The sequence below is a fragment of the Nocardioides psychrotolerans genome (genome assembly GCF_900113685.1).
Classification (GTDB): Bacteria; Actinomycetota; Actinomycetes; order Propionibacteriales; family Nocardioidaceae; genus Nocardioides; species Nocardioides psychrotolerans.
In genome coordinates this window covers 63,269-83,627 of sequence record NZ_FOQG01000017.1, presented here as the reverse complement: position 1 = coordinate 83,627, position 20,359 = coordinate 63,269, and the positions used below count along the sequence as shown (strand labels likewise).

The window sequence follows — 20,359 nt, the reverse complement described above, 5'->3', positions numbered from 1 at the left end:
GCCGAAGGTCTCTACCGCCTCGTCGATGCCGCGTATGAGAAACGCTCGGTCGCGATCAGCTCGAATCTGCACCCGGCCGCGTTCGACGAGCTGATGCCTAAAACGCTGGCCACCGCGACCGTCGACCGGCTCCTGCACCACGCCCACGTCTGTCAGACCACCGGTGAGAGCGTGCGCCTGACCCAGGCACTCGCCGGGCAAGGGGTGAGCCCCTTGAGCTGAGCAAACCGGCCGGTGGCGGCCAGCCCTTGGGCAGATCTCATGGCCGCCACCGGGCACTTCTCGTGACCGTCACCGGGCAGGTTTCATGACCGCCCCCGGGCAGTTCCTACTGGCCCTTGACACGGTGGGCAGCCCACGGTGATCTACTGGCCGCTCGGGTGCGGATCGGACGTCCGCTCTCTCGAGACCTAGGAATACCGTGACCCGCACTCGCAGCCTGCTCACCGTCGCTGTCTCGACCCTGTGCCTCCTGGCCGCCGGCCTGGTCCCAGCCACCGCGACCGGGGCTCCGGAGAGAGCCGCCGACGTCGCCACCAGCGTCTCGGCGGTGGCGACCGCGACGGGTCCGCTCCAGGTCCACCTCGACATCGCCCCGACCATGGCCGACGGCTCCGCGCCCTACGGGGTGGTCTCGGCGACCGGTCCGCGCGGCGAGTACGAGTACGCCTACGCCCAGGGCGCCGCCGCCGGGGTGGACCTCACCCTCCTCGAGGCCGGCCGGCAGACGATCAGGGTGGAGTTCTCCCCTTACAGCAACCCGGTCGCGACCTACCTGGGGTCTGCGACGACGGTCGAGACCGTGGTGCAGGCGCCGCCCCCGACGCCCACGACGATGACGCTGACCGGCGAGAACGTCGGAGCGGGGGTGCTCGAGCTCCAGGTCGAGGTCCCCGAGCTCACGGACAGGGTGGGTGTCGTGGTCTTCGAGGTCGACGGGCACGCGCCCGTCGAGGTGCCGATGGGCTACTTCGTCATCCCTGGGCGGGTGCGGGCCCCGCATGCCAAGCCGAGCGCTGCGGGCGTCGACATCACCGGCCTGAAGGAGAAGGGCAGCTATCACGCCACCGCCACCTTCGTTCCCGGCGGGAGCAACTACGAAGGGGTCACCGCCGAGACCACGACGAGGTTGAGCCTGACGACGAGCCCCAGCGGCACGATCCTGCGGACCAGCTCGCCGCGGGCGGGTGTCGTGAAGATCCTGGTCTCCGTGCTGGCGGCCCACCCGGCGAACGCGTCGGGGACCGTGGTGGTGACTGACCTCACCACGGGCAAGACCGTGGTCAGGGTCCGCGGCGTCACGCCCTACCCGAACCTCACCCGCAAGACGCTCACCGGTGTGGCGCCCGGCAAGCACCGCTACCGCGCGACCTTCGTCCCGGCACGCGGGCTGCAGGGCGAGCTGACCGGCTCGCAGGCCTGGAACACCCTCACCGTTCTCGGGGAGTGAAGGGGTGCGAGGTCGAGGGGGTCGCCGCCTTCGGCCCTGAGGACCTCAGCGAGGTCTACTCCCGCTGACCGCCCGCTCGACGGCTCAGCAGGTGGGCGAGTACGACGCCGTGGTCAGCGCCTTGCCCGTGCGTGCCTGTCGCCCGGTCTCGAGCGTCCACGCACGCACCCAGTCGACGGAGAACTGGGCTCCGTTGTGCTCGGTCGCGTTGTCCAGTCCGACCATGCTGACCCGGGGAACCAGCACCTTGCCGGAGATCGCGGTGCGCTTGCGGGTCGTGGCGATGGCCTTGCCGTCGAAGAACCACGTGACGTGGTCGGGGGCCACCTCGACGGCGAAGTTGTGCAGCCCGCTCCACGCCGGCGAGGCGGTCTTGGTGAAGCGCCACTCGCTGCGGGCCTGGGCGGAGCGCACGCCGACCGAGTGAGACCGCGCGCCCAGCTCCATGTCCGCGACCCGGATCGACTCCGGCGCGCAGGCGCCGGGCGCCGTGCCCTCGGGCACGAGCTCGACGCGCATGCGGAAGTCGCGGCCGTCCTGCTCGTAGACGTTCTGCCAGACGCGGAACTCCCAGCGCCCGTAGCGCTGCGCGTTGCCGGTCATGCTCGCCGATGTGGTGCCGCGGTCGCCGGGACCCTGGTGGATCAGCTTGCTCTGGAAAGCCAGCGCGCCGTTGAAGGTGACCACGCGACCCGAGCCGCTCGAGTAGTCCAGCCAGCGTCCCTTCAGCTTCTCGCCGCGCGTGGGTGGGGAGGTGAGCGACTGGCCGTACTCCCAGGCGAAGTCGTAGGTCGGCTTGTACCAACCGAACTGCTCGCTCGCGTCGGTCGCGCCGGTCGAGTCCGTCGGCGGGGGCTCACCGCCGGCCGCAGCACGCCAGGGCGTGACGGCGCCGAGGATGTCGGGGAGGAGGCTGAAGCCGACGTACGTCGGCCAGGAGGCCGTCCACCCGATCTGGTTCCCACCGGTGGTGACGTCCTCGACGCGGGCCCGGAGCACGCGCTGGCCGAGCAGCGGCGCGGTCAGGGTGAACGCGGCCAGCCCGGCCACGTCGGCGCGGGCGGAGCCGATGGTGCGCCACTGGTGGTTGCTGGTGCGGTCCTGCAGGGTGATCGTGCGGCCGGACAGGACCGGCGGCTCGAGCTCGCGGTGGGTGTAGATGTCGGCCGCAGAGTCGACCACGACCGTGTAGGGGAGCAGCGAGGCCACGCCGACAGCCGCGCTGCGTGGGTCCTGTCCGTTGATCGACAGCGTCACGGCCTGGGGCCTGGCGTAGAACCGACGTGACGCGGTCACGAGGGCACCGCCGACGACCCGGTAGCTGATGTCGAACATCGATGGTGCAGGGAAGCGGAACGCGAAGGCGCCTGACGCGGTCGTGACGTGGTCGCTGCCTTTGACGTCGGTCCACCGGTCGCCAGGACGGTTCATGTGGAACTGCAGGTGGATCGCGCGACGCCCGGGCTTGCTGAGCTTGCCGGCGAACGTGAGCGCCTGGCCTGCCACATGGGCGGCCGGGGTCACGATGAGGGTCCCGACGCCGCCGGCGCGGTAGTCGGGAGCAGCCTGGGTCGGGAGCGAGGCAGCGACCAGCGCCGACGCGATGAGCGCCAGGGCGGCGACCACCCGGCGTACGACAGCTCCTGACGACGTGCCGCGACGTGACGAGCGCATGTCGAATCTCCCAGTCCCACGCCGACCCCTCGGCGCCCCGGATCGACGCTAGGCCCGGAGTCGGGCGACATCAGGGGAATCGACGTCTTGCCCCGGAGTTCAGGGAAACTTCATCAACCTTGAGTAGGCGCAGTCGGGTCGGGCTTCTGCTTCAGCTGCGGAGCAGCCCGGAGGCGAAGACGACCAACGCCTCGACGGGCAGGTCGGTCGAGCTGACGACGGACAGGGCGCCGTCCGCCGGGTCCCACAGCACCAGCCTGAAGCCCGTGGCGCGGCCGCCCCCGAGCGCCGCCACGCGCAGCAGGACCGTGCCGTCGTCGAGGAGGGCCTGGGGCCCCAGGCCCCAGTTGCTGTAGTTGGCCTCCGGGTCGAGGATCGGCAGCGAGGCCTGGGGGGTGAGGGTCGCGCGGTCGGCGACGTAGACCGCGAAGGGCCCGTTCTCGTAGGAGGTCCCGACGACCGTGTCGTCGTCGGCGACGATCCTGGCCAGCCGTCCGGTCTGCTCCATGCTCACCTCGCGCGGCGTCGCGCCCGCATAGTCGAGGAGCACGTTGCGCTCGCTCCAGTCCGGGCTCACCAGTACGTCGCCGTCCGGATCGACGGTGCGCGAGAGACCGGCGCGGTAGGGACGCGGCTCCGCGGCTCCCGTGGCGAGAGGGACGGCGTACGACGCCTGGCCGCTGTTGAGCAGCAGCAGGTCCTCGTCGAGGAACGACCAGCCCGTGTCGTCCCACGGCACGAAGCCTGATGGCGGCTGGAGCACCGTGCTCCCGCCGGTCGCGAGGTCGTGGACCGTCACGGCGTAGGTGTGGTCCGGGTCCTCGGTGTCGACGTAGTAGTAGACCGCGAGCCTCGTGCCGCCCGGACTGAGCGCGATCCGGGGGTAGCGGCCGTCGAGCGGCACGGTGCGCCACGCGCCGTCGGTGCCGAGCACCTGCGCGGTCCCGCGCTCCTCGACGGCGACGATCGCGCTCCCGACCGGGTCGTCGGCCAGCAGCGGCGACGAAGGGGGCGGGTCGATGACCTCGGGCAGCGCGGCCACGACCTGCGCCGCGGCGGCGGGCAGGTCGTCGACGTCGCGGGGATCCCACGTGGGAGCAGGCGCCAGTGCGGGCGCGGACGGCATGGACGTCGCGGATGGCGGGGGCGGGGTGAGCCCGGGAGGTCCCGCCGGCAGGGTGCTGTCGCTCCGGACGCCGCCGGTCTGGCTGCCGACGACGACCGCCACGGCCAGGACCAACGTCGAGGCGACAGCGGCGGCAGCCGCCCCCCGTCGGCGGGTGCGTCGGCGCTGGGCGGTGCACAGCGCGACCTGCTCCAGCCGCGGGTTCTCGATGCCGTCGGTCGCGTGGTCGAACAGCGCGCGCAGCTCACTCATGATGGTCTCCGATCAGGTCGAGCAGCTCGGGTGCGCCGGTGCGGAGCCGGGCGAGGGCGGCGGCGTTCTGGCTCTTGACGGTGCCGACGCTGACGCCGAGCACGTCGGCGGTCTCGCGCTCCGAGAGGTCGTCGAAGTGCCGCAGCACCAGCACCGCCCGCTGGGCGGGGGTGAGCCGCAGCAGGGCCCGTCGTACGACCATCGCGGTCACGGGGTCGCTGCTCACCCCGTCGGGAGCCGGCCCCTCCGGCTCCGCCACCGCGGTCTCGCGGCGCCGGCGCCACCAGCTCACGTTGTCGCGCACGATGATCCTGCGGGCGTACGCCGTGGGGTTGCCCTCGCGCAGCTGCGACCAGCGCAGCGCCACCTTGACCAGAGCCTCCTGGACCAGGTCCTGCGCGCGGTGCAGGTCACCGGTCAGCAGGTAGGCCGAGCGCAGCAGGGTTCTCTGGCACCCGGCTGCCCACTCGGTGAACTCCTGCTCCTGCACGCGCTGCTCCTCGCGATGGATGGTGTCACGCTAGGAACGCCCCCAGTGCCGCGAAAGGTTGGCGCGGGTTGGCGGAGCCTGTCTGTCAGCTGGACACGCACCATCCCCTGCCTCCGCTGCGCGACCTTCCGCGAGGTGCCCGTTGAGCCTGGTGATCGGGGCTGCGACAGCGGGCGCTGATCACTGCCCCGCGTGTCACCCCCGACGGGTGGGGCCGGTCGGCGGGGCCTCCTACGTCGTCAAGGGCGGCAAGCCCGCGACCCGGACCGTGGCCGGACGGGTCCGCAAGCTGATGTTCAAGAACCTCCGGCCCGGCGCCCACCAGCTGCGGGTGACCGCGCGCAACGCGGTCGGCTCCGGCACGCCCAGCGCTGCGCGGATCGTGCGGATCCGCTAGCCGGGGAACGGGGCTCCGCACCCCCTCGGCATCCCGTGGGGCCTGGTGATCCGCATGCTGCTCGCCTGTGTCCTGGTCGGGGTGCGGGCCGCTGTCGCGCCCTCGGTGCCGGGCGGCGCGACTGACCGTGCTTGGGGGCGATTGCGCAGCGGCGAGCAGGGTCGCGGGCCCGTGGCCCCGTGGCCCCGTGGCGCCGCGCGGGTGTGCTCTGATGGGCGGGTGGCTTCCGAGGAGAACGACCCGCGTGACGCGGCCGCACATGCTGGCGAGCGCAGCCGGCGCTCAGCGACGGCGAAGCGGGTGCTTGCCGCAGCCGCGGAACGCGACGACGAGGCCGACGCACGTGATGCGGCGGCCGAGGAGCGGGACGGGGAGGCCAGCAAGAAGGCCTTCCTCAGCCGCGATGCCGGCGACCACGACCACCGGGCCCGCCGCTCGGCCGCGCTGGACCGGCTCGGCTCCAAGTCGGACCGGAGCGCTGCGGCCTCGGATCGCTTCCAGCTGACCGAGGACGACTGAGCCCGCTCGTCAGCCGCTGGGAGCGGGCACTTCCCTCGGTGACACGCCGCCAACCACGGGGTCTTCCGCGCGGGGAGTGGCGGTTCGTCTGCATACCTTGATGGAGCGGCCCTGACGGAGCGGCCTGTTGGAGCGGCCGGTCAGTCCGCGGCCAGCACCGCACCAGGGTTGAGGATGCCGGTGGGATCCAGCGCGTCCTTGATGCGGCGCTGGAGCGCGAGGGCGGCGGGGTCCAGCTCGTGGGCCAGCCACGACGTCTTGAGCCGCCCCACCCCGTGCTCGCCGGTGATGGTGCCGCCGAGGTCGAGGGCGAGGCGTGTGATGGCGTCGAACGCCCGGCTCGCGGCGGCGCGGCTGGCGGGGTCGGACTGGTCGTAGATCACGGTCGGGTGCATGTTGCCGTCGCCGGCGTGGCCGAAGACGCCGATGGTCAACGACGCGGCCGCAGCGATCGCCTCGACCCCCTCGAGCAGGTCCACGATGCGGGTGCGGGGGACGCAGACGTCGTCGAGGAGCCAGTCGCCGAGGGCCTCGAGGGCCGGCAGGGCCTGGCGGCGGGCCTCGAGCAGCAACTCGGCCTCGTCGGGGTCCTCGGAGGTCGCGACGTCGGTGGCGCCGCCGTCTGCACACAGGAGGGCGAGGGCAGCGACGGTCGTCGCAGCGGCCTGGTCGTCGGCCTGGGCGAGCACCATCGCGGCGGTGTCGGGGTCGAACCCCATCCCGGTCCGTGCGTCGACTGCGCGAAGCGTCACCCGGTCCATGATCTCGAGCATCGACACCGCCGTCCCCGACGCGGCGATCGCGGCCACGACGCGGCCGGCGGAGGCCAGGTCGGGGAACGTCGCGACCAGCGTCTGGGCGGCGGCGGCCGGCGCCGGCAGCAGGCGCACGGTGATCTCGGTGATGATGCCCAGCGTGCCCTCCGAGCCCACGAAGAGGCTCGTGAGGTCATAGCCCGCGACCCCCTTGGCCGTACGACGACCCGTGCGCACGACGGTCCCGTCGGCGAGGACGACCTCGAGGCCCAGGACGTAGTCACCCGTCACGCCGTACTTCACGCAGCACATGCCACCCGCGTCGGTGGCGACGTTGCCACCGACCGTGGAGATCGCCACGGAGCCGGGGTCGGGCGGGTAGAACAGCCCGGCCTCACGAGCGACCGCGCGCAGGTCGGCCGTGACGACCCCCGGCTGGACCACCGCGAGCCGCTCGGCCGCATCGACCTCCAGGATCGCGGCCAGCCGGTGGGTGCGCAGGACGACCGACCCCGCGGGAGCATTCGCAGCGCCGGACAGGCCGGAGCCGGCGCCCCGCGCCACCAGGGGTACGCCGTGCGCGTGCGCCCGGCGGGCCATGTCGGCGACGTCATGGGTCGAGCGGGGCGACAGGACGCCGGCCGGGAGCGCCCGCTCGGTGAGGCGGGACTCGTCGTGCGCGAAGCCCGCGACCAGGTCGGGGTCGGTCGTGAAGAGGTCGGCGGCGAGGTCGCCGAACGCGGCGGCGATCGGGTCGTCGTACATGCTCCGACCCTCCCACGTCGTCTCGTTTCCCGCGCTGACACGCGCCTGTCGCAGAACCTTCATGGATGGCCCCGAGAAACAGCGGGGACGATCAGTTCGTACGGCCCATTCCCTTGATAGGATCTTCAGCGCAGAAGGTGCAAGTTCCAGCAGGTCGACGGCCGCGGAGTTTGTGATCCGACGGCGTTTCTGGTTTGTGGTGCTGCCAATCACGGGTCGGGGCGACGTTTCACCGCATCTGATGCGGGTCGCTGAAGCGGCGACTTTCGTTCCGATAACAGGAGTACAAGCAACATGGCACAAGGCACCGTGAAGTGGTTCAACGCTGAGAAGGGCTTCGGCTTCATTGCACAGGAGGACGGCGGCGACGACGTCTTCGTGCACTACTCGGCGATCCAGACCCAGGGCTACAAGTCCCTGGACGAGAACCAGAAGGTCGAGTTCGACGTCACCCAGGGCCCCAAGGGTCCCCAGGCGGAGAACGTTCACGCCGTCTGATCTCCGACGAGACGCACTGTCGTCAGCACGAGGCCTCCATCCTGCGGGATGGGGGCCTCGTGCCGCGTGTGCGGGGCACGAGATGCACGACGCACGGGCGCTGACCATGGTCCGTTCGGGGCAGCGCATGCCTAGCCCATGCCTAGCCCATGGTGACCAGGGGGGTCGCGCTCGTTTGCGCGTAGGCTGAGGGGGGAAGGCTTGCTCGGATACACGCCCACCGACCAGATAGGGGTCCCTCGTGTACGACCAGTTCGACGTGACTCTCGAAGACGTCGACCTCCTCGGCGAGGTTGAGCTCACCACCAACCTCATCATCGCCGCGAGTGAGTGCGACGACCACCTCGAGCCCGACGAGATCGACCAGATCCTCGGCGTGAGCCCGCAACCACCCCACCCGCGACACGGGGCCTGATGAGCGCTGACCCGCCGGCCCTGCGCCGGCGGGTCTTTGTGTCCCGTTCGACCTATACCCAAGGGGGGTATATGGTAGGGGCATGAGCCACGTCACCACCTGGACCGTCACCGGCATGACCTGCGGCCACTGCGAGGCCTCCGTGCGCGAGGAGATCAGCGAGCTCCCCGGCGTCGAGGGCGTCGAGGTCTCCCACACCGAGGGCACGGCCGTCGTCACGAGCGCGACACCCCTCGAGCGGGCCGCGGTCGCCGCGGCCGTGGAGGAGGCGGGCTACGCCCTCGCGTGACCCGCTGACGACCATGAGCACCCCGTCGCACACCACCGTGGGCACCTCCGAGATCGAGCTGGCCATCACCGGCATGACCTGCGCGTCGTGCGCCAACCGGATCGAGCGCAAGCTCAACAAGCTGGACGGCGTCACCGCGAGCGTCAACTACGCCACCGAGAAGGCGAAGGTCGCCTACCCCGGCAGCATCACCACCGACGACCTCCTGGCGACCGTGGAGGCCGCGGGCTACGGCGCCGACCTGCCGGCGCCCGCGGGTGCCCCGGGACGCGCCGACCCGGACGCCGACCCGGACGCCGACCCCGAGCTCGACGCGCTGCGCCAGCGGCTCCTGGTCTCGGTGGTGCTCAGCGTGCCGGTCGTGCTGCTGTCGATGGTCCCGGCCCTCCAGCTCGACAACTGGCAGTGGGCGTCGCTGACCCTGGCTGCGCCCGTCGCCGTGTGGGGCGCCTGGCCCTTCCACCGCGCCGCCTTCGTCAACGCACGGCACGGCGCGACGACCATGGACACCCTGGTCTCCGTGGGCGTGCTGGCCGCCTTCGGCTGGTCGCTGGTCGCGTTGTTCTTCGGCACCGCCGGCATGACCGGCATGACCCACAGCTTTGAGCTGACCGTGGACCGGTCCTCCGGGCTCGACAACATCTACCTCGAGGTCGCCGCGGGCGTCACGACGTTCCTCCTCGCGGGGCGCTTCGTCGAGAAGCGCTCCAAGCGCCGCGCCGGCTCCGCCCTGCGTGCGCTGATGGACCTCGGCGCCAAGGACGTGACCGTCCTGCGCGGCGACGTCGAGCACCGCGTGCCCGCCGCGTCCCTCGCGGTCGGCGACCTGCTCGTCGTACGACCGGGGGAGAAGGTCGCCACCGACGGTGTCGTCGAGTCCGGCCACTCCGCCGTCGACGCCTCGATGCTCACCGGTGAGCCGGTGCCGGTCGAGGTCGGCCCCGGCTCGGAGGTCACGGGCGCGACCGTCAACGCCAGCGGTCGCCTCGTCGTGCGCGCCACGCGCGTCGGCGCCGACACGCAGCTGGCCCAGATGGCGCGGCTGGTCGAGGAGGCGCAGAACGGCAAGGCCGAGGTGCAGCGGCTCGCCGACCGCGTCTCCGGCGTCTTCGTGCCGATCGTGATCGTCCTGTCCCTGGCGACGCTGGGGGCGTGGCTCGTGACCGGCGCGTCCGCGGCGACGGCGTTCACCGCCGCTGTCGCCGTGCTGATCATCGCCTGCCCGTGCGCGTTGGGCCTGGCCACGCCGACCGCCCTGATGGTCGGCACGGGTCGCGGCGCGCAGCTCGGCATCCTGATCCGCGGTCCCGAGGTGCTCGAGTCGACGCGGCGCATCGACACCGTGGTGCTCGACAAGACCGGCACCGTCACGACCGGCCACATGTCGCTGGTCGAGACCGTCGCGGCGGACGGCGACGCCGTCGACGACGTACGCCGGACCGCGGCGTCGCTGGAAGCCTCCAGCGAGCACCCGATCGCCCGGGCGATCGCGGCGGCCGTGCCGGGCGCGGTCGCCGCTGACGACTTCACCAACCTGGAGGGGCTCGGCGTGCGTGGTGTCGTCGACGGGCGCACGGTGCTCGTCGGGCGACCGCGGCTGCTGATCGACGAGGGGTGGGTGGTGCCGCCGGAGCTCGCCGACGCCGTCGACCGGGCCGAGGCCTCCGGGCGCACCGCCGTCGCGGTCGGCTGGGACGGCCGAGCGCACGGCGTGCTGGTCGTCGCCGACACGATCAAGCCGAGCAGCGCCGAGGCCGTGCGGCGCCTTCGTGGCCTGGGGCTGGCGCCGATCCTCCTGACCGGTGACAACGAGCGGGCGGCCCGCGCGGTCGCCGCCGAGGTGGGGATCGACGAGGTGGTCGCGGAGGTGCTGCCGGCCGACAAGCTGGCGGTCGTGTCGCGGCTCCAGTCCGAGGGCCGGGTCGTGGCGATGATCGGCGACGGGGTCAACGACGCCGCCGCGCTCGCCCAGGCCGACCTGGGCATCGCGATGGGCACGGGCACCGACGTCGCGATCGAGGCCAGCGACCTCACGCTCGTGCGCGGGGACCTCCTGGTCGCCGCGGACGCCGTACGGCTCGCCCGGCGCACGCTGCGCACCATCAAGGGCAACCTCTTCTGGGCGTTCGCCTACAACGTCGCCGCCCTGCCCCTCGCCGCAGCCGGCCTGCTCAACCCGATGCTCGCCGGCGGCGCCATGGCGCTGTCCTCGGTGTTCGTGGTCACCAACAGCCTCCGGCTGCGCCGGTTCGTCTGAGGTCGCCGCCAGGCGGAAAGTACGTGACGTTTTCGACCTTCCCAGGGGGTGTGGAGGTCGAAAACGTCACGCACTTTCCGGGCCACGAACCGTCCACAGCCTCAGCAGGTCGCGAACAGCACCGGCCCGTTGGAGAGGTCGGAGAGCACGTAGCTGCCCTCGACGGGCTCGAGTGCCAGCGTGACGACGGGCCCGTCGGCCTCGACGGGGCCGAGGGCGAAGCGGTCGGAGAAGTCGCCGCCCTGGCCGGGGGCGGGGCCGGCGGCCAGGACCGCGCGGGTGTCGGCGTTGGTGCGGGCTTGCTCGTCGGTCTCGAAGGACAGCGCCACGCGCAGGTCGAGGCCGGGCTGCACCGACATCGCGAACCCCGTGTAGGGGTTGACCTCGCCGGCCTCCCGGACCAGCTGCTCGCCCTGCGCCTGGTCGTCGGGGTCGGCCTGGCCCATCGCCAGCGCCCCGCAGGCCTGGGGGCCGGTGTAGATCGCGGCCGACAGCGGCGAGCCCGACGCGTCGACGACCTCTGACAGCCCGGAGACCGACGAGCCGTCGCCGATCGCGTCGTCGACCGCCTCCGCGAGGTAGTCGCGGGTGTCGCTGGTGAAGACCAGCGAGTCCTCCTCGTCGAGAGCGATGTAGCCGACCTCGGGGGTGATCCCGCTGCCGATGCGCCCCAGCACGTCCGAGCCGCCCTCCCAAACACCGGCTTCGTCGGCCGGCTCGACGAAGCCGAGGTTCGTGATGCGCGCGCGGATCCTGTCCCAGTCGGTGTCCTCGGGCAGGTGCAGCAGCACGACGGCCCCGGCGGCCGACTGGCTGAAGAGCTCCCAGTCGGCCGAGGCGGGCGAGAAGCCGAACTGCACGTGCAGCACCTGCGCCGACTCGGGCAGCGCCGAGGTCGAGGAGAGGTCGGCGCTGTAGGACGCGTCGAGGAAGTCGGTGACCTCCTCCGACGGCGAGTCGGCGTCGAGGTCGAAGCCGAGCTCGTCGCGCACGGCGCCCCAGTCGGTCCACGAGAAGCGCTCGCCGTCGCCCGGCGCGAGGTCGATCGCGCGCTGGAGGTCGGTGCGGTCGCGGTCGGCCCACCACCGCAGGCCGACCACCGCCAGCCCCGCCACCAGGGCGACCACGACGAGGACGATGCCGATCTTTCGCAGACGCAGGGGGGTCACGGTGGTGCCGGGTCTCCTCAGGTGGTTCGGGTGGTGTGAGACTAGCCCGCATGCCCGTGTCCGGACCCCAGGATGTGCAGTCCGCCGGTGTTGTCGTCTTCCGTTCCGGCAAGCGGGTGCTGCTGGTCCATCGGCCCAAGTACGACGACTGGTCCTTCCCCAAGGGCAAGCTCGACCCGGGCGAGCACGCCGCGGCGGCCGCCGTACGCGAGGTCGCCGAGGAGACCGGGCTGCACGTGCGCCTGGGTCCGCCGCTGCGCAGCCAGCGCTACGCCTTGACCAGCGCCGCCGGGCGGATGAAGGCCGTCTTCTACTGGACCGGTCGCGTCGTGGGTGATGACGACGTCAGTGGCTACCTCGTCAACGAGGAGATCGACGACGTGCGGTGGGTCGACGCGGCCGAGGCGTTCGAGCAGCTGACCTACCTCTACGACGCCGACACCCTCCGCGAGGCGCTCAAGGTCCGGCGCAAGACGCACCCGGTGGTCGTGCTGCGCCACGCGGCGGCCCGCTCCCGAAAGGCCTGGCGGGGCGAGGACGTCGAGAGGCCGCTGCTCGCCGCCGGTCGCACCCACGCCCAGCGACTCGTGCCGCTCCTGGCGGCCTACGGCGTCACCCGCATCGTCACCTCCGGCAGCCTGCGGTGCGTCGAGACGGTCGCCCCGTACGCCGACACGACCGGCTGGGCGCTCGAGTGCGAGGAGGACCTGAGCGAGGAGGGCGCGTCGGCCACGCGGGTCCGCAGCATCGTCGACGGCGTGCTCGAGGACCCCCGCCCGGTCGTGATCTGCACGCACCGACCGGTGCTGCCGGCAGTGTTCGGTGCCCTCGGGATCGACGACCCGGGGCTGGCGCTGGGGGAGATGCTGGTGGCGCACCTGCGCAAGGGCGAGGTCGTCGCGGTTGAACGCCATCGGATGCGCTGAGTCAAGCCCCCTGGATCTTGTTCACGTGACTGTCGTCTCATGAGCAACTTTTCGTGGCCAAATGGGCGAGTTGAGTTCACCTCTCGTTCACCGACGACCCCGGATCCGGACACCTGGCGCCTCAACACTCCTGATCGTCACACCACAGACCACTCAGGAGATTGACGTGAAGAGCACCTCCCTCCGCCGGGCCATCGTGCCCGGCATCGCCGCCCTGGCACTCACCCTCTCGGCTTGCGGCGGGGGCGACGCCGGATCTGGTTCCGAAGGCGGATCGGACGTCAGCGGCAGCGTCGCTGTCGACGGGTCGTCCACCGTCTACCCCATGAGCGTCGCAGCGTCGGAGCTGCTCTCCGAGGGCAGCCCCGACGTCGACGTGACGGTCGGCGAGTCCGGCACCGGTGGCGGCTTCGAGGCGTTCTGCGCCGGCAAGACCGACATCTCGGATGCCTCGCGCCCAATCGAGGACGACGAGATCGCCGCGTGCGAGGCCGAGGGCATCGAGTACACCGAGCTCCAGGTCGCCACCGACGCGCTCACCATGGTCGTGCACCCCGACCTCGACGTCGACTGCCTGACCGTCGACCAGATCATCGCGCTCTGGGGCCCTGACGCCACCGCCACGAACTGGAGCGAGATCGACCCGAGCTTCCCCGACGAGGACATCTCGTTGTTCGGACCCGGCACCGACTCCGGCACCTACGACTACATGGCCAACGACGTCATCGGCGCCGAGTCCGAGACCACCCGCACCGACTACGAGGCCTCCGAGGACGACAATGTCCTGGTCCAGGGCGTCGCGGGCACCGAGGGCGCGACCGGTTACTTCGGCTACACCTACTACGAGGAGAACGCAGACTCGCTGAAGGCGCTGTCTATCGACAGCGGCGCCGGTTGCATCGCACCGTCCGCCGAGACGGCCCAGGCCGGGGAATACACCCCGCTGGCCCGTCCGCTCTTCATCTACGTCAACAAGGCGAACTACGCCGACAACGCAGCCGTCGCGGCCTACGTCGACTTCTACATCGAGAACCTCGCTGACATCGCCGAGATCGGTCAGTTCATCCCGCTGAGCGACGACCTCTACTCTGAGACGCAGACGGCCCTCGAGGGCATCTCCAGCTGACCCGGAGTCCTAGAAGATCTGATGAGCAGCATCGTCACCACCGGCGCAGGCCCGTCCCCTCGTGGGACGGGCCTGCCCGCTGCCCCCAACCTGCGTCGCAAGGCGCGTCCCGTCGAGTCGGTGATCCGCGCGTTCCTGATGGTCTCGGCGTTACTCTCGGTCGCCATCACCATCGGCATCGTCGCCGCCCTGATCCAGCCCGTCATCGAGTTCTTCCGGGAGGTCCCCTTCGGTGACTTCTTCGCCACCGAGGGTGAGTACGCCGTGCTGCCGCTGGTCGCGGGCACCGCGATGACCACCGTCATCGCGCTGATCGTGGCGATCCCGCTGGGGCTGGGTGCGGCGATGTACCTCTCGGAGTACGCCTCTGCCCGCGCCCGCAAGATCCTCAAGCCGACCGTCGAGCTGCTCGCCGGAGTGCCTTCAGTGGTCTACGGCTTCTTCGCGCTGACCTTCGTGACCCCGACGCTGCTCCAGGACATCCTCAACCTCGAGGTCGGCTTCACCAATGCGCTCGCCGCGGGCCTGGTCCTGGGCGTCATGATCATCCCGACGATCGCCTCGCTCTCGGAGGACGCCCTCTCGGCGGTCCCGCACGCCATGCGCCAGGGCTCGCTCGCCATGGGTGCCAACCGGATGCAGACCACGCTGCGCGTGGTGCTTCCGGCGGCCCTCTCAGGTGTCGCCGCAGCGATCGTCCTGGGTCTCTCCCGCGCAGTCGGCGAGACGATGATCGTCGCGCTGGCCGCCGGTGCTCAGAAGAACCTGTCCATCGATCCCCGCGAGGGCATGCAGACGATGACCGGGTTCATCGCACAGACAGCAGGCGGTGAGAACGCGGTCGGCTCCACGTCCTACAACACGCTCTTCGCCGTGGGTCTGCTGCTCTTCGCCATCACGCTGGTCATCAACATCATCAGCATCGCGCTGGTCCGACGATTCAGGCAGGCCTACTGATGAGTGTCGCCGCCACCACTGCCCGCGACATGACGCGGGTGGTCTCCACCGGCCGGTCCAAGGACCGCGGCGTCGGGTCGCTGGTGTTCCTGGGCGCGTTGTGGTTCTCGCTGTTCTTCGGCGTCATGGTGCTGCTGGTGCTCATCATCGACGTCGCGATCGCGGGCTCGCCGCGCTTCGACTCCGCGTTGCTGACCGAATACGGCTCCATCGTGAGCCCGGAGACCACCGGCTTCCGCGCCGGCATCCTCGGATCGCTGTGGCTGATGCTCTTCACTGCGTTGCTGGCCGTCCCGCTCGGGATCGCCGCCGCGCTCTACCTCGAGGAGTTCGCCGACGGGGAGCGTTGGTGGAACCGCATGATCGAGGTCAACCTGCAGAACCTCGCGGCGGTGCCGGCCATCGTCTACGGCCTCCTGGCCGTCGCGGTGATCTCGTTGATGGGCTTCAACCGCACCGGCATCGTCCTCGGTGGCGCCGTCGCCCTGGCGCTGCTGATCCTCCCGGTCATCATCATCACCACCCGCGAGGCCGTGCGGGCGGTGCCCCAGGACATCCGCCAGGGCTCACTCGCCCTCGGTGCGACCGTGTGGCAGACCACCTGGCGCCAGACGCTGCCGTCGGCCATCCCCGGCATCGCCACCGGCACCATCCTCGGGCTCTCGCGGGCCATCGGCGAGGCAGCGCCGCTGATCGTGGTCGGGTTGGCCGGCTCGGTGCGCTTCGACCCCACGGGTCTTTTCAGCGAGATCACGGCGCTGCCGATGCAGATCTACTCGCTGACCTCGCAGTCGCGTGAAGAGCTCCAGACGGCGGCCTCGGCTGCCATCATCGTCTTGTTGATCATGATCCTGGGCCTCAACGCACTGGCCATCTTCATCCGCAACAAGTTCCAGAAGACCTGGTAGGAGTACCACTGTGTCCACCCACCCCGCCACCGCGTCCACGCGGCCGGCCTCCGAGGACAGTCGAGAGATCTCCATGACCGGCATTGGCTCCGAGTCCGAGCGCGAGATCCCCGACATCCCGCCCAATCCGGTGATGGAGGCCCTGAAGCTCAACGTGTTCTACGGCGACTTCCACGCCGTCCACGACGTCAACCTCTCGTTCGGCAAGAACGAGATCACCGCGCTGATCGGTCCCTCGGGCTGCGGCAAGTCGACGGTGCTGCGCTGCCTCAACCGGATGAACGACCTCGTGTCGGGCGCCCGCGTCGAGGGCGAGGTCACCTACCACGGGCAGAACATCTACGCCCGCAACGTCGACCCGATCGCCGTACGCACCCAGGTCGGCATGGTCTTCCAGAAGCCCAACCCGTTCCCCAAGTCGATCTACGACAACATCGCCTACGGCCCCCGGGTCACCGGCATGAAGGTCGAGAACATGGACGACCTGGTCGAGGAGGCGCTGCGCGCCGCCGCCCTGTGGGAGGAGGTCAAGGACAAGCTCAAGCAGTCCGCCTACGGCCTCTCCGGCGGCCAGCAGCAGCGCTTGTGCATCGCCCGCACGATCGCGACCAAGCCCGACGTGATCCTGATGGACGAGCCCTGCTCGGCCCTCGACCCGATCGCCACCTCGCGCATCGAGGACCTGATGGTCGGTCTGCGTGACGACTACACGATCATCATCGTCACCCACAACATGCAGCAGGCCGCCCGCGTCTCGGACCGCACCGCCTTCTTCACCGCGCGCCCCGACGAGACCACCGGCAACCGCACCGGCCTGCTGGTCGAGTTCGACCGCACCAGCAACATCTTCGCCAACCCCAACGACAAGCGCACCGAGGACTACATCTCGGGTCGTTTCGGCTGAGGGCTTCGTTACTGGCTGGCCGGGCTGCATGAGTACCCGGACATCCGGGGACCCTGTCGCTTGAGGGGTGTTGCAACACCCCTCAAGCAACTGACTCGCCCGCGAAGTCCGGGCGGAGGGTCGGTCGCGGCTGCAGCGCGGTCGGCGGGCGCGGATCTGCATGAGTACCCGGACATCCGGGGACTCGTGCGCTTGTCCGCCAATCCCCCCGGGCAGTTCGGCGGGTCGGGCGGCGAGCTGAGCGTGAGATCGCCGTACGACGGCACGAACTGCCGACGTTCACGAAGGCCGGCAGGTCGACCGCTGTACGACGAGCGCCCCGCCGCCCGCGCCCCGCTGCCCCCCCGTCACACGCCGACTTGCCCCAACGTATCGACACCTGTCAATATCGACACATGTCGATACTTGACCCGCTCGCGTGCTGCACCCCGCTCGCCCACGAGCCGATGAGCGCCGACCAGGCCGCCCAGATCGCGCCGATGTTGAAGGCTCTGGCCGACCCGGTGCGGCTGCGCCTGATGTCGATGGTCATGTCGCGTGAGGGGGCCGAGGCGTGCGCCTGTGAGCTGCTCCCGGCCTTCGACCTCTCCCAGCCCACGATCAGCCATCACCTGAAGGTCCTGCACGAGAGTGGTCTGCTCGACCGCGAGAAGCGCGGCGTGTGGGTCTACTTCCGCGCCCGCCCCGAGGCGATGGCCGCGCTGGGCAGCCTGTTCGCCACAGCCCTCGCCCCCGCCCTCGCAACCGCAACAACCCCCGCAACCGCAGGAGCAACCGCATGACCGCGACCACCCACGACCGCGACGAGAGCGACGTACTCCACCAGCTTTCCACCCTCGACCGCTTCCTGCCCATCTGGATCGGGGTCGCGATGGCGGTCGGGCTGGTGCTGGGCCGCACCGTCGACGGCCTGGACAACGCACTGTCCAAGGTCGAGGTCGGCGACGTCAGCCTGCCGATCGCGATCGGGCTGCTGGTGATGATGTATCCGGTCCTCGCCAAGGTCCGCTACGACGAGCTCGGCACCGTCACCGCCGACAGGAGGCTGCTGAGCGCCAGCATCGTGCTCAACTGGATCGTCGGCCCCGCGCTGATGTTCGCCCTGGCCTGGCTCATGCTGCCCGACCTCCCGGAATACCGCACCGGCCTGATCATCGTCGGCCTCGCCCGCTGCATCGCGATGGTGCTGATCTGGAACGACCTGGCCTGCGGCGACCGCGAGGCCGCGGCGATCCTGGTCGCGATCAACTCGGTCTTCCAGATCATCGCCTTCGCCGGCCTCGGCTGGTTCTACCTCGACGTCCTGCCCGGCTGGCTCGGCCTCGAGCAGAACTCCCTGGACATCTCCGTGGGCAAGATCGCGGTGAGCGTGCTGATCTTCCTCGGCATCCCGCTGCTCGCCGGCTACCTCACGCGCAAGGGAGGCGAGAAGGCGAAGGGCCGCGAGTGGTACGAAGCCACGTTCCTCCCGCGGATCGGCCCCTGGGCCCTCTACGGCCTGCTGTTCACGATCGTCATCCTCTTCGCGCTGCAGGGCGACACGATCACCAACCAGCCCGGCGACGTCGCCCGGATCGCGCTGCCGCTCCTGGCCTACTTCGCCCTGATGTGGGGCCTCTCGATGCTCCTCGGGCACCGGCTGCGGATGTCCTACGAGCGCACCACGACGCTGGCGTTCACCGCCGCCGGCAACAACTTCGAGCTCGCCATCGCCGTCGCGATCGGGGTCTTCGGCGTGACCAGCGGGCAGGCGCTCGCCGGGGTGGTCGGGCCGATGATCGAGGTGCCGGCGCTCGTCGGGCTCGTGTACGTCGCCCTGTGGGCCCGGCGCCGCTTCACCTGGGCGCCGGAGCCCACCGCCGCCCGACCCCAGGCCAGCACCGAGCAAGGAGCAACGTCATGACCACCATCCCCGAGGTCCTCTTCGTCTGCGTCCACAACGCCGGTCGCTCGCAGATGGCTGCCGCGCTGCTCGAGCACCACGCGCGCGGACGCGTGACGGTCCGCAGCGCCGGCTCCGCGCCCGCCGACTCGATCAACCCCGCCGTCGTCGAGGTGATGAACGAGCTCGGCATCGACGTCTCGCGCAACGTCCCGGCCAAGCTCCTCACCGAGGACGTCGCCGCCTCCGACGTCGTGATCACGATGGGCTGCGGCGACGCGTGCCCGATCTTCCCCGGCAAGCGCTACGAGGACTGGGCGCTCCAGGACCCTGCCGGCCAGGGAGCCGACGCCGTACGCCCCATCCGCGACGACATCGACCGCCGCGTCCAGGCGCTGCTGGCCGAGCTGCTTCCGGCGGGCTGAGATCGACCTCGACCTCGACCTCGATGTCGTCATCGTCGGCGGCGGCCAGGCAGGGCTGGCGACGGCGTGGCACCTGGTGCGCCTCAACCGCCGCCGTGAGGTGCCACTGAGCTTCGAGGTCCTCGACGACCGCGCGCACCCCGGCGGCGCGTGGCAGGACGGCTGGCCCAGCCTCGAGCTCTTCTCGCCCGCGGCCTACTCCTCCCTGCCCGGCTGGCCGATGCCGCCCTGGCGCGGCGCCGGCAACCCGTCGGCGGCACACGTGCGCGACTACCTGATCGCCTACGAGCAGCGCTACGACCTACCCGTACGACGACCCGTCACCGTCACCGGCATCTGCGGGGTCGGCGACACCTCGGGCCCGCTCGTGGTGCAGGCCGACCAGCCGCAGGGCAGGACCGAGCGGCGCGCCCAGGTCGTCGTCAACGCGACCGGCTCCTGGCGCCGGCCGTTCTGGCCGACCGTGCCGGGGATGCGCGACTTCGCGGGCACCCAGCGGCACACGGCCGACTACGCCGGCCCCTCGTCGTACGACGGACTGCGGGTGCTGGTCGTCGGCGGCGGCAACTCCGGGGCCCAGGTCGCCGCGGACCTGCTCCCGGTCGCCCGCGAGCTGACCTGGGCGACGCAGCGCCCGCCGCGCTACCTGCCCAACGACGTCGACGGTCGCGCCCTCTTTGAGGCGGCGACCCAGGCCGTCGCCGGCCACGGGGGAGGCGTGGCGGGCCTCGGTGACATCGTCGCGGTGCCGTCGGTCCGCCATGCCCGCGACCACCTCGGCCTCCGGTCGACAACGATGCCTGCTCGGCTCACCGCGAGCGGAGCCTGCTGGGCCGACGGCACCGAACGCGCCCTCGACGCGGTCATCTGGTGCACCGGCTTCCGCCCCGCACTCGGCCACCTCCGTGGCCTGCACGGCCTGCCCCGCACCAACGGCCATCCGGCCACGCTCCAGGACCACCGGGTGGTCAGCAGCGACGACGAACGCCTGCTGTTCGTCGGCTACGGCGACTGGTGCGGCCCGGCGTCCGCCACCCTGATCGGCGTGGGTCGGGCGGCCAAGGACGCGGCTGACCAGGCTGCTGCGGTCGTCGACGGCCTCGTCGACGGCTGAGGCCACCGGTGCGGGTCGTGTGCCGGCGAACGCCTGCGAGCGCTGCGAGCGACACACGACC

The 20,359-nt window shown here is 71.0% G+C and carries 22 protein-coding genes; 17 read left to right on the top strand and 5 right to left on the bottom strand.

Annotated features, from left to right (window positions below; genetic code table 11):
- Together BM204_RS18025 and BM204_RS18020 are read left to right on the top strand one after the other, a co-directional pair.
- Positions 1 to 222, top strand: a 222-nt coding sequence (locus BM204_RS18025; protein ID WP_177223724.1) for an ATP-binding protein, incomplete at its 5' end; no start/stop codon positions are given.
- A 199-nt stretch (positions 223 to 421) separates the two neighbouring features.
- Positions 422 to 1,450 carry a hypothetical protein gene (locus BM204_RS18020; protein WP_091116276.1) on the top strand — a complete coding sequence of 343 codons (1,029 nt, stop codon included), beginning with the start codon at positions 422 to 424 and terminating at the stop codon, positions 1,448 to 1,450.
- 84 nt (positions 1,451 to 1,534) lie between these two features.
- On the opposite strand, the gene BM204_RS18015 is transcribed toward BM204_RS18020, so the two are convergent.
- The 3 genes from BM204_RS18015 to BM204_RS18005 form a co-directional block, all read right to left on the bottom strand.
- Positions 1,535 to 3,124 (bottom strand): LamG domain-containing protein, encoded by a 1,590-nt coding sequence (locus BM204_RS18015; protein ID WP_143099825.1) that lies wholly within the window; start codon positions 3,122 to 3,124, stop codon positions 1,535 to 1,537.
- A 151-nt stretch (positions 3,125 to 3,275) separates the two neighbouring features.
- Positions 3,276 to 4,502, bottom strand: coding sequence for a hypothetical protein (locus BM204_RS18010; RefSeq protein WP_091116272.1), 1,227 nt, complete (start codon positions 4,500 to 4,502; stop codon positions 3,276 to 3,278).
- A complete protein-coding gene (locus tag BM204_RS18005; RefSeq protein ID WP_091116270.1) occupies positions 4,495 to 4,992 on the bottom strand; it encodes a SigE family RNA polymerase sigma factor in 498 nt (165 codons plus the stop codon). Before BM204_RS18005 ends, BM204_RS18010 begins: the two co-directional genes overlap by 8 nt.
- Before the next feature lie 208 nt (positions 4,993 to 5,200).
- On the opposite strand from BM204_RS18005, the gene BM204_RS18000 reads away from it, so the two are divergent.
- Positions 5,201 to 5,389, top strand: a complete 189-nt coding sequence (locus BM204_RS18000; RefSeq protein WP_091116268.1) for a fibronectin type III domain-containing protein — start codon at positions 5,201 to 5,203, stop codon at positions 5,387 to 5,389.
- A 219-nt stretch (positions 5,390 to 5,608) separates the two neighbouring features.
- Complete coding sequence (locus BM204_RS17995; protein ID WP_091116265.1) at positions 5,609 to 5,908, top strand: hypothetical protein; 300 nt, start codon at positions 5,609 to 5,611, stop codon at positions 5,906 to 5,908.
- A 140-nt stretch (positions 5,909 to 6,048) separates the two neighbouring features.
- On the opposite strand, the gene BM204_RS17990 is transcribed toward BM204_RS17995, so the two are convergent.
- A complete protein-coding gene (locus BM204_RS17990; protein WP_091116264.1) occupies positions 6,049 to 7,428 on the bottom strand; it encodes an FAD-binding oxidoreductase in 1,380 nt (459 codons plus the stop codon).
- A 294-nt stretch (positions 7,429 to 7,722) separates the two neighbouring features.
- On the opposite strand from BM204_RS17990, the gene BM204_RS17985 reads away from it, so the two are divergent.
- From BM204_RS17985 to BM204_RS17975, 4 genes are all read left to right on the top strand, one after another.
- Entirely contained in the window at positions 7,723 to 7,926 is a 204-nt protein-coding gene (locus BM204_RS17985) for a cold-shock protein (RefSeq protein WP_091116261.1), read from the top strand.
- Between the two features lie 241 nt (positions 7,927 to 8,167).
- Positions 8,168 to 8,341: a hypothetical protein gene (locus BM204_RS22795; RefSeq protein WP_170259270.1), complete on the top strand. Its 174-nt coding sequence runs from the start codon at positions 8,168 to 8,170 to the stop codon at positions 8,339 to 8,341.
- Positions 8,342 to 8,423: 82 nt separating this feature from the next.
- Positions 8,424 to 8,630 (top strand): heavy-metal-associated domain-containing protein, encoded by a 207-nt coding sequence (locus tag BM204_RS17980; RefSeq protein WP_091116260.1) that lies wholly within the window; start codon positions 8,424 to 8,426, stop codon positions 8,628 to 8,630.
- 13 nt (positions 8,631 to 8,643) lie between these two features.
- A complete protein-coding gene (locus BM204_RS17975) occupies positions 8,644 to 10,887 on the top strand; it encodes a heavy metal translocating P-type ATPase (protein ID WP_091116257.1) in 2,244 nt (747 codons plus the stop codon).
- A 101-nt stretch (positions 10,888 to 10,988) separates the two neighbouring features.
- On the opposite strand, the gene BM204_RS17970 is transcribed toward BM204_RS17975, so the two are convergent.
- Positions 10,989 to 12,056 (bottom strand): hypothetical protein, encoded by a 1,068-nt coding sequence (locus BM204_RS17970; protein WP_091116256.1) that lies wholly within the window; start codon positions 12,054 to 12,056, stop codon positions 10,989 to 10,991.
- Between the two features lie 50 nt (positions 12,057 to 12,106).
- Between BM204_RS17970 and BM204_RS17965 the strand changes: the two genes are divergently transcribed.
- From BM204_RS17965 to BM204_RS17925, 9 genes are all read left to right on the top strand, one after another.
- A complete protein-coding gene (locus BM204_RS17965) occupies positions 12,107 to 12,982 on the top strand; it encodes an NUDIX hydrolase (protein ID WP_091116253.1) in 876 nt (291 codons plus the stop codon).
- 166 nt (positions 12,983 to 13,148) lie between these two features.
- A complete protein-coding gene (locus tag BM204_RS17960; RefSeq protein WP_246166480.1) occupies positions 13,149 to 14,108 on the top strand; it encodes a PstS family phosphate ABC transporter substrate-binding protein in 960 nt (319 codons plus the stop codon).
- A 21-nt stretch (positions 14,109 to 14,129) separates the two neighbouring features.
- Positions 14,130 to 15,065 carry a phosphate ABC transporter permease subunit PstC gene (pstC, locus tag BM204_RS17955; protein ID WP_091116251.1) on the top strand — a complete coding sequence of 312 codons (936 nt, stop codon included), beginning with the start codon at positions 14,130 to 14,132 and terminating at the stop codon, positions 15,063 to 15,065.
- Positions 15,065 to 15,973 carry a phosphate ABC transporter permease PstA gene (pstA, locus tag BM204_RS17950; RefSeq protein ID WP_091116250.1) on the top strand — a complete coding sequence of 303 codons (909 nt, stop codon included), beginning with the start codon at positions 15,065 to 15,067 and terminating at the stop codon, positions 15,971 to 15,973. Before pstC ends, pstA begins: the two co-directional genes overlap by 1 nt.
- Before the next feature lie 133 nt (positions 15,974 to 16,106).
- Positions 16,107 to 16,877 carry a phosphate ABC transporter ATP-binding protein PstB gene (pstB, locus tag BM204_RS17945; RefSeq protein WP_218031333.1) on the top strand — a complete coding sequence of 257 codons (771 nt, stop codon included), beginning with the start codon at positions 16,107 to 16,109 and terminating at the stop codon, positions 16,875 to 16,877.
- Between the two features lie 395 nt (positions 16,878 to 17,272).
- On the top strand, positions 17,273 to 17,659 hold the full coding sequence (locus BM204_RS17940) for an ArsR/SmtB family transcription factor (protein ID WP_091116248.1): 387 nt from the start codon (positions 17,273 to 17,275) through the stop codon (positions 17,657 to 17,659).
- Positions 17,656 to 18,780, top strand: a complete 1,125-nt coding sequence (gene arsB, locus BM204_RS17935; protein ID WP_091116246.1) for an ACR3 family arsenite efflux transporter — start codon at positions 17,656 to 17,658, stop codon at positions 18,778 to 18,780. Before BM204_RS17940 ends, arsB begins: the two co-directional genes overlap by 4 nt.
- Complete coding sequence (locus tag BM204_RS17930) at positions 18,777 to 19,184, top strand: arsenate reductase ArsC (protein ID WP_091116243.1); 408 nt, start codon at positions 18,777 to 18,779, stop codon at positions 19,182 to 19,184. The genes arsB and BM204_RS17930 overlap by 4 nt, the downstream gene beginning before the upstream one ends.
- The gene (locus BM204_RS17925; RefSeq protein WP_307725917.1) at positions 19,090 to 20,298 is read left to right on the top strand and encodes an NAD(P)-binding domain-containing protein; all 1,209 of its coding nucleotides are present in this window, start codon (positions 19,090 to 19,092) and stop codon (positions 20,296 to 20,298) included. The genes BM204_RS17930 and BM204_RS17925 overlap by 95 nt, the downstream gene beginning before the upstream one ends.
- Positions 20,299 to 20,359 lie beyond the last annotated feature (61 nt).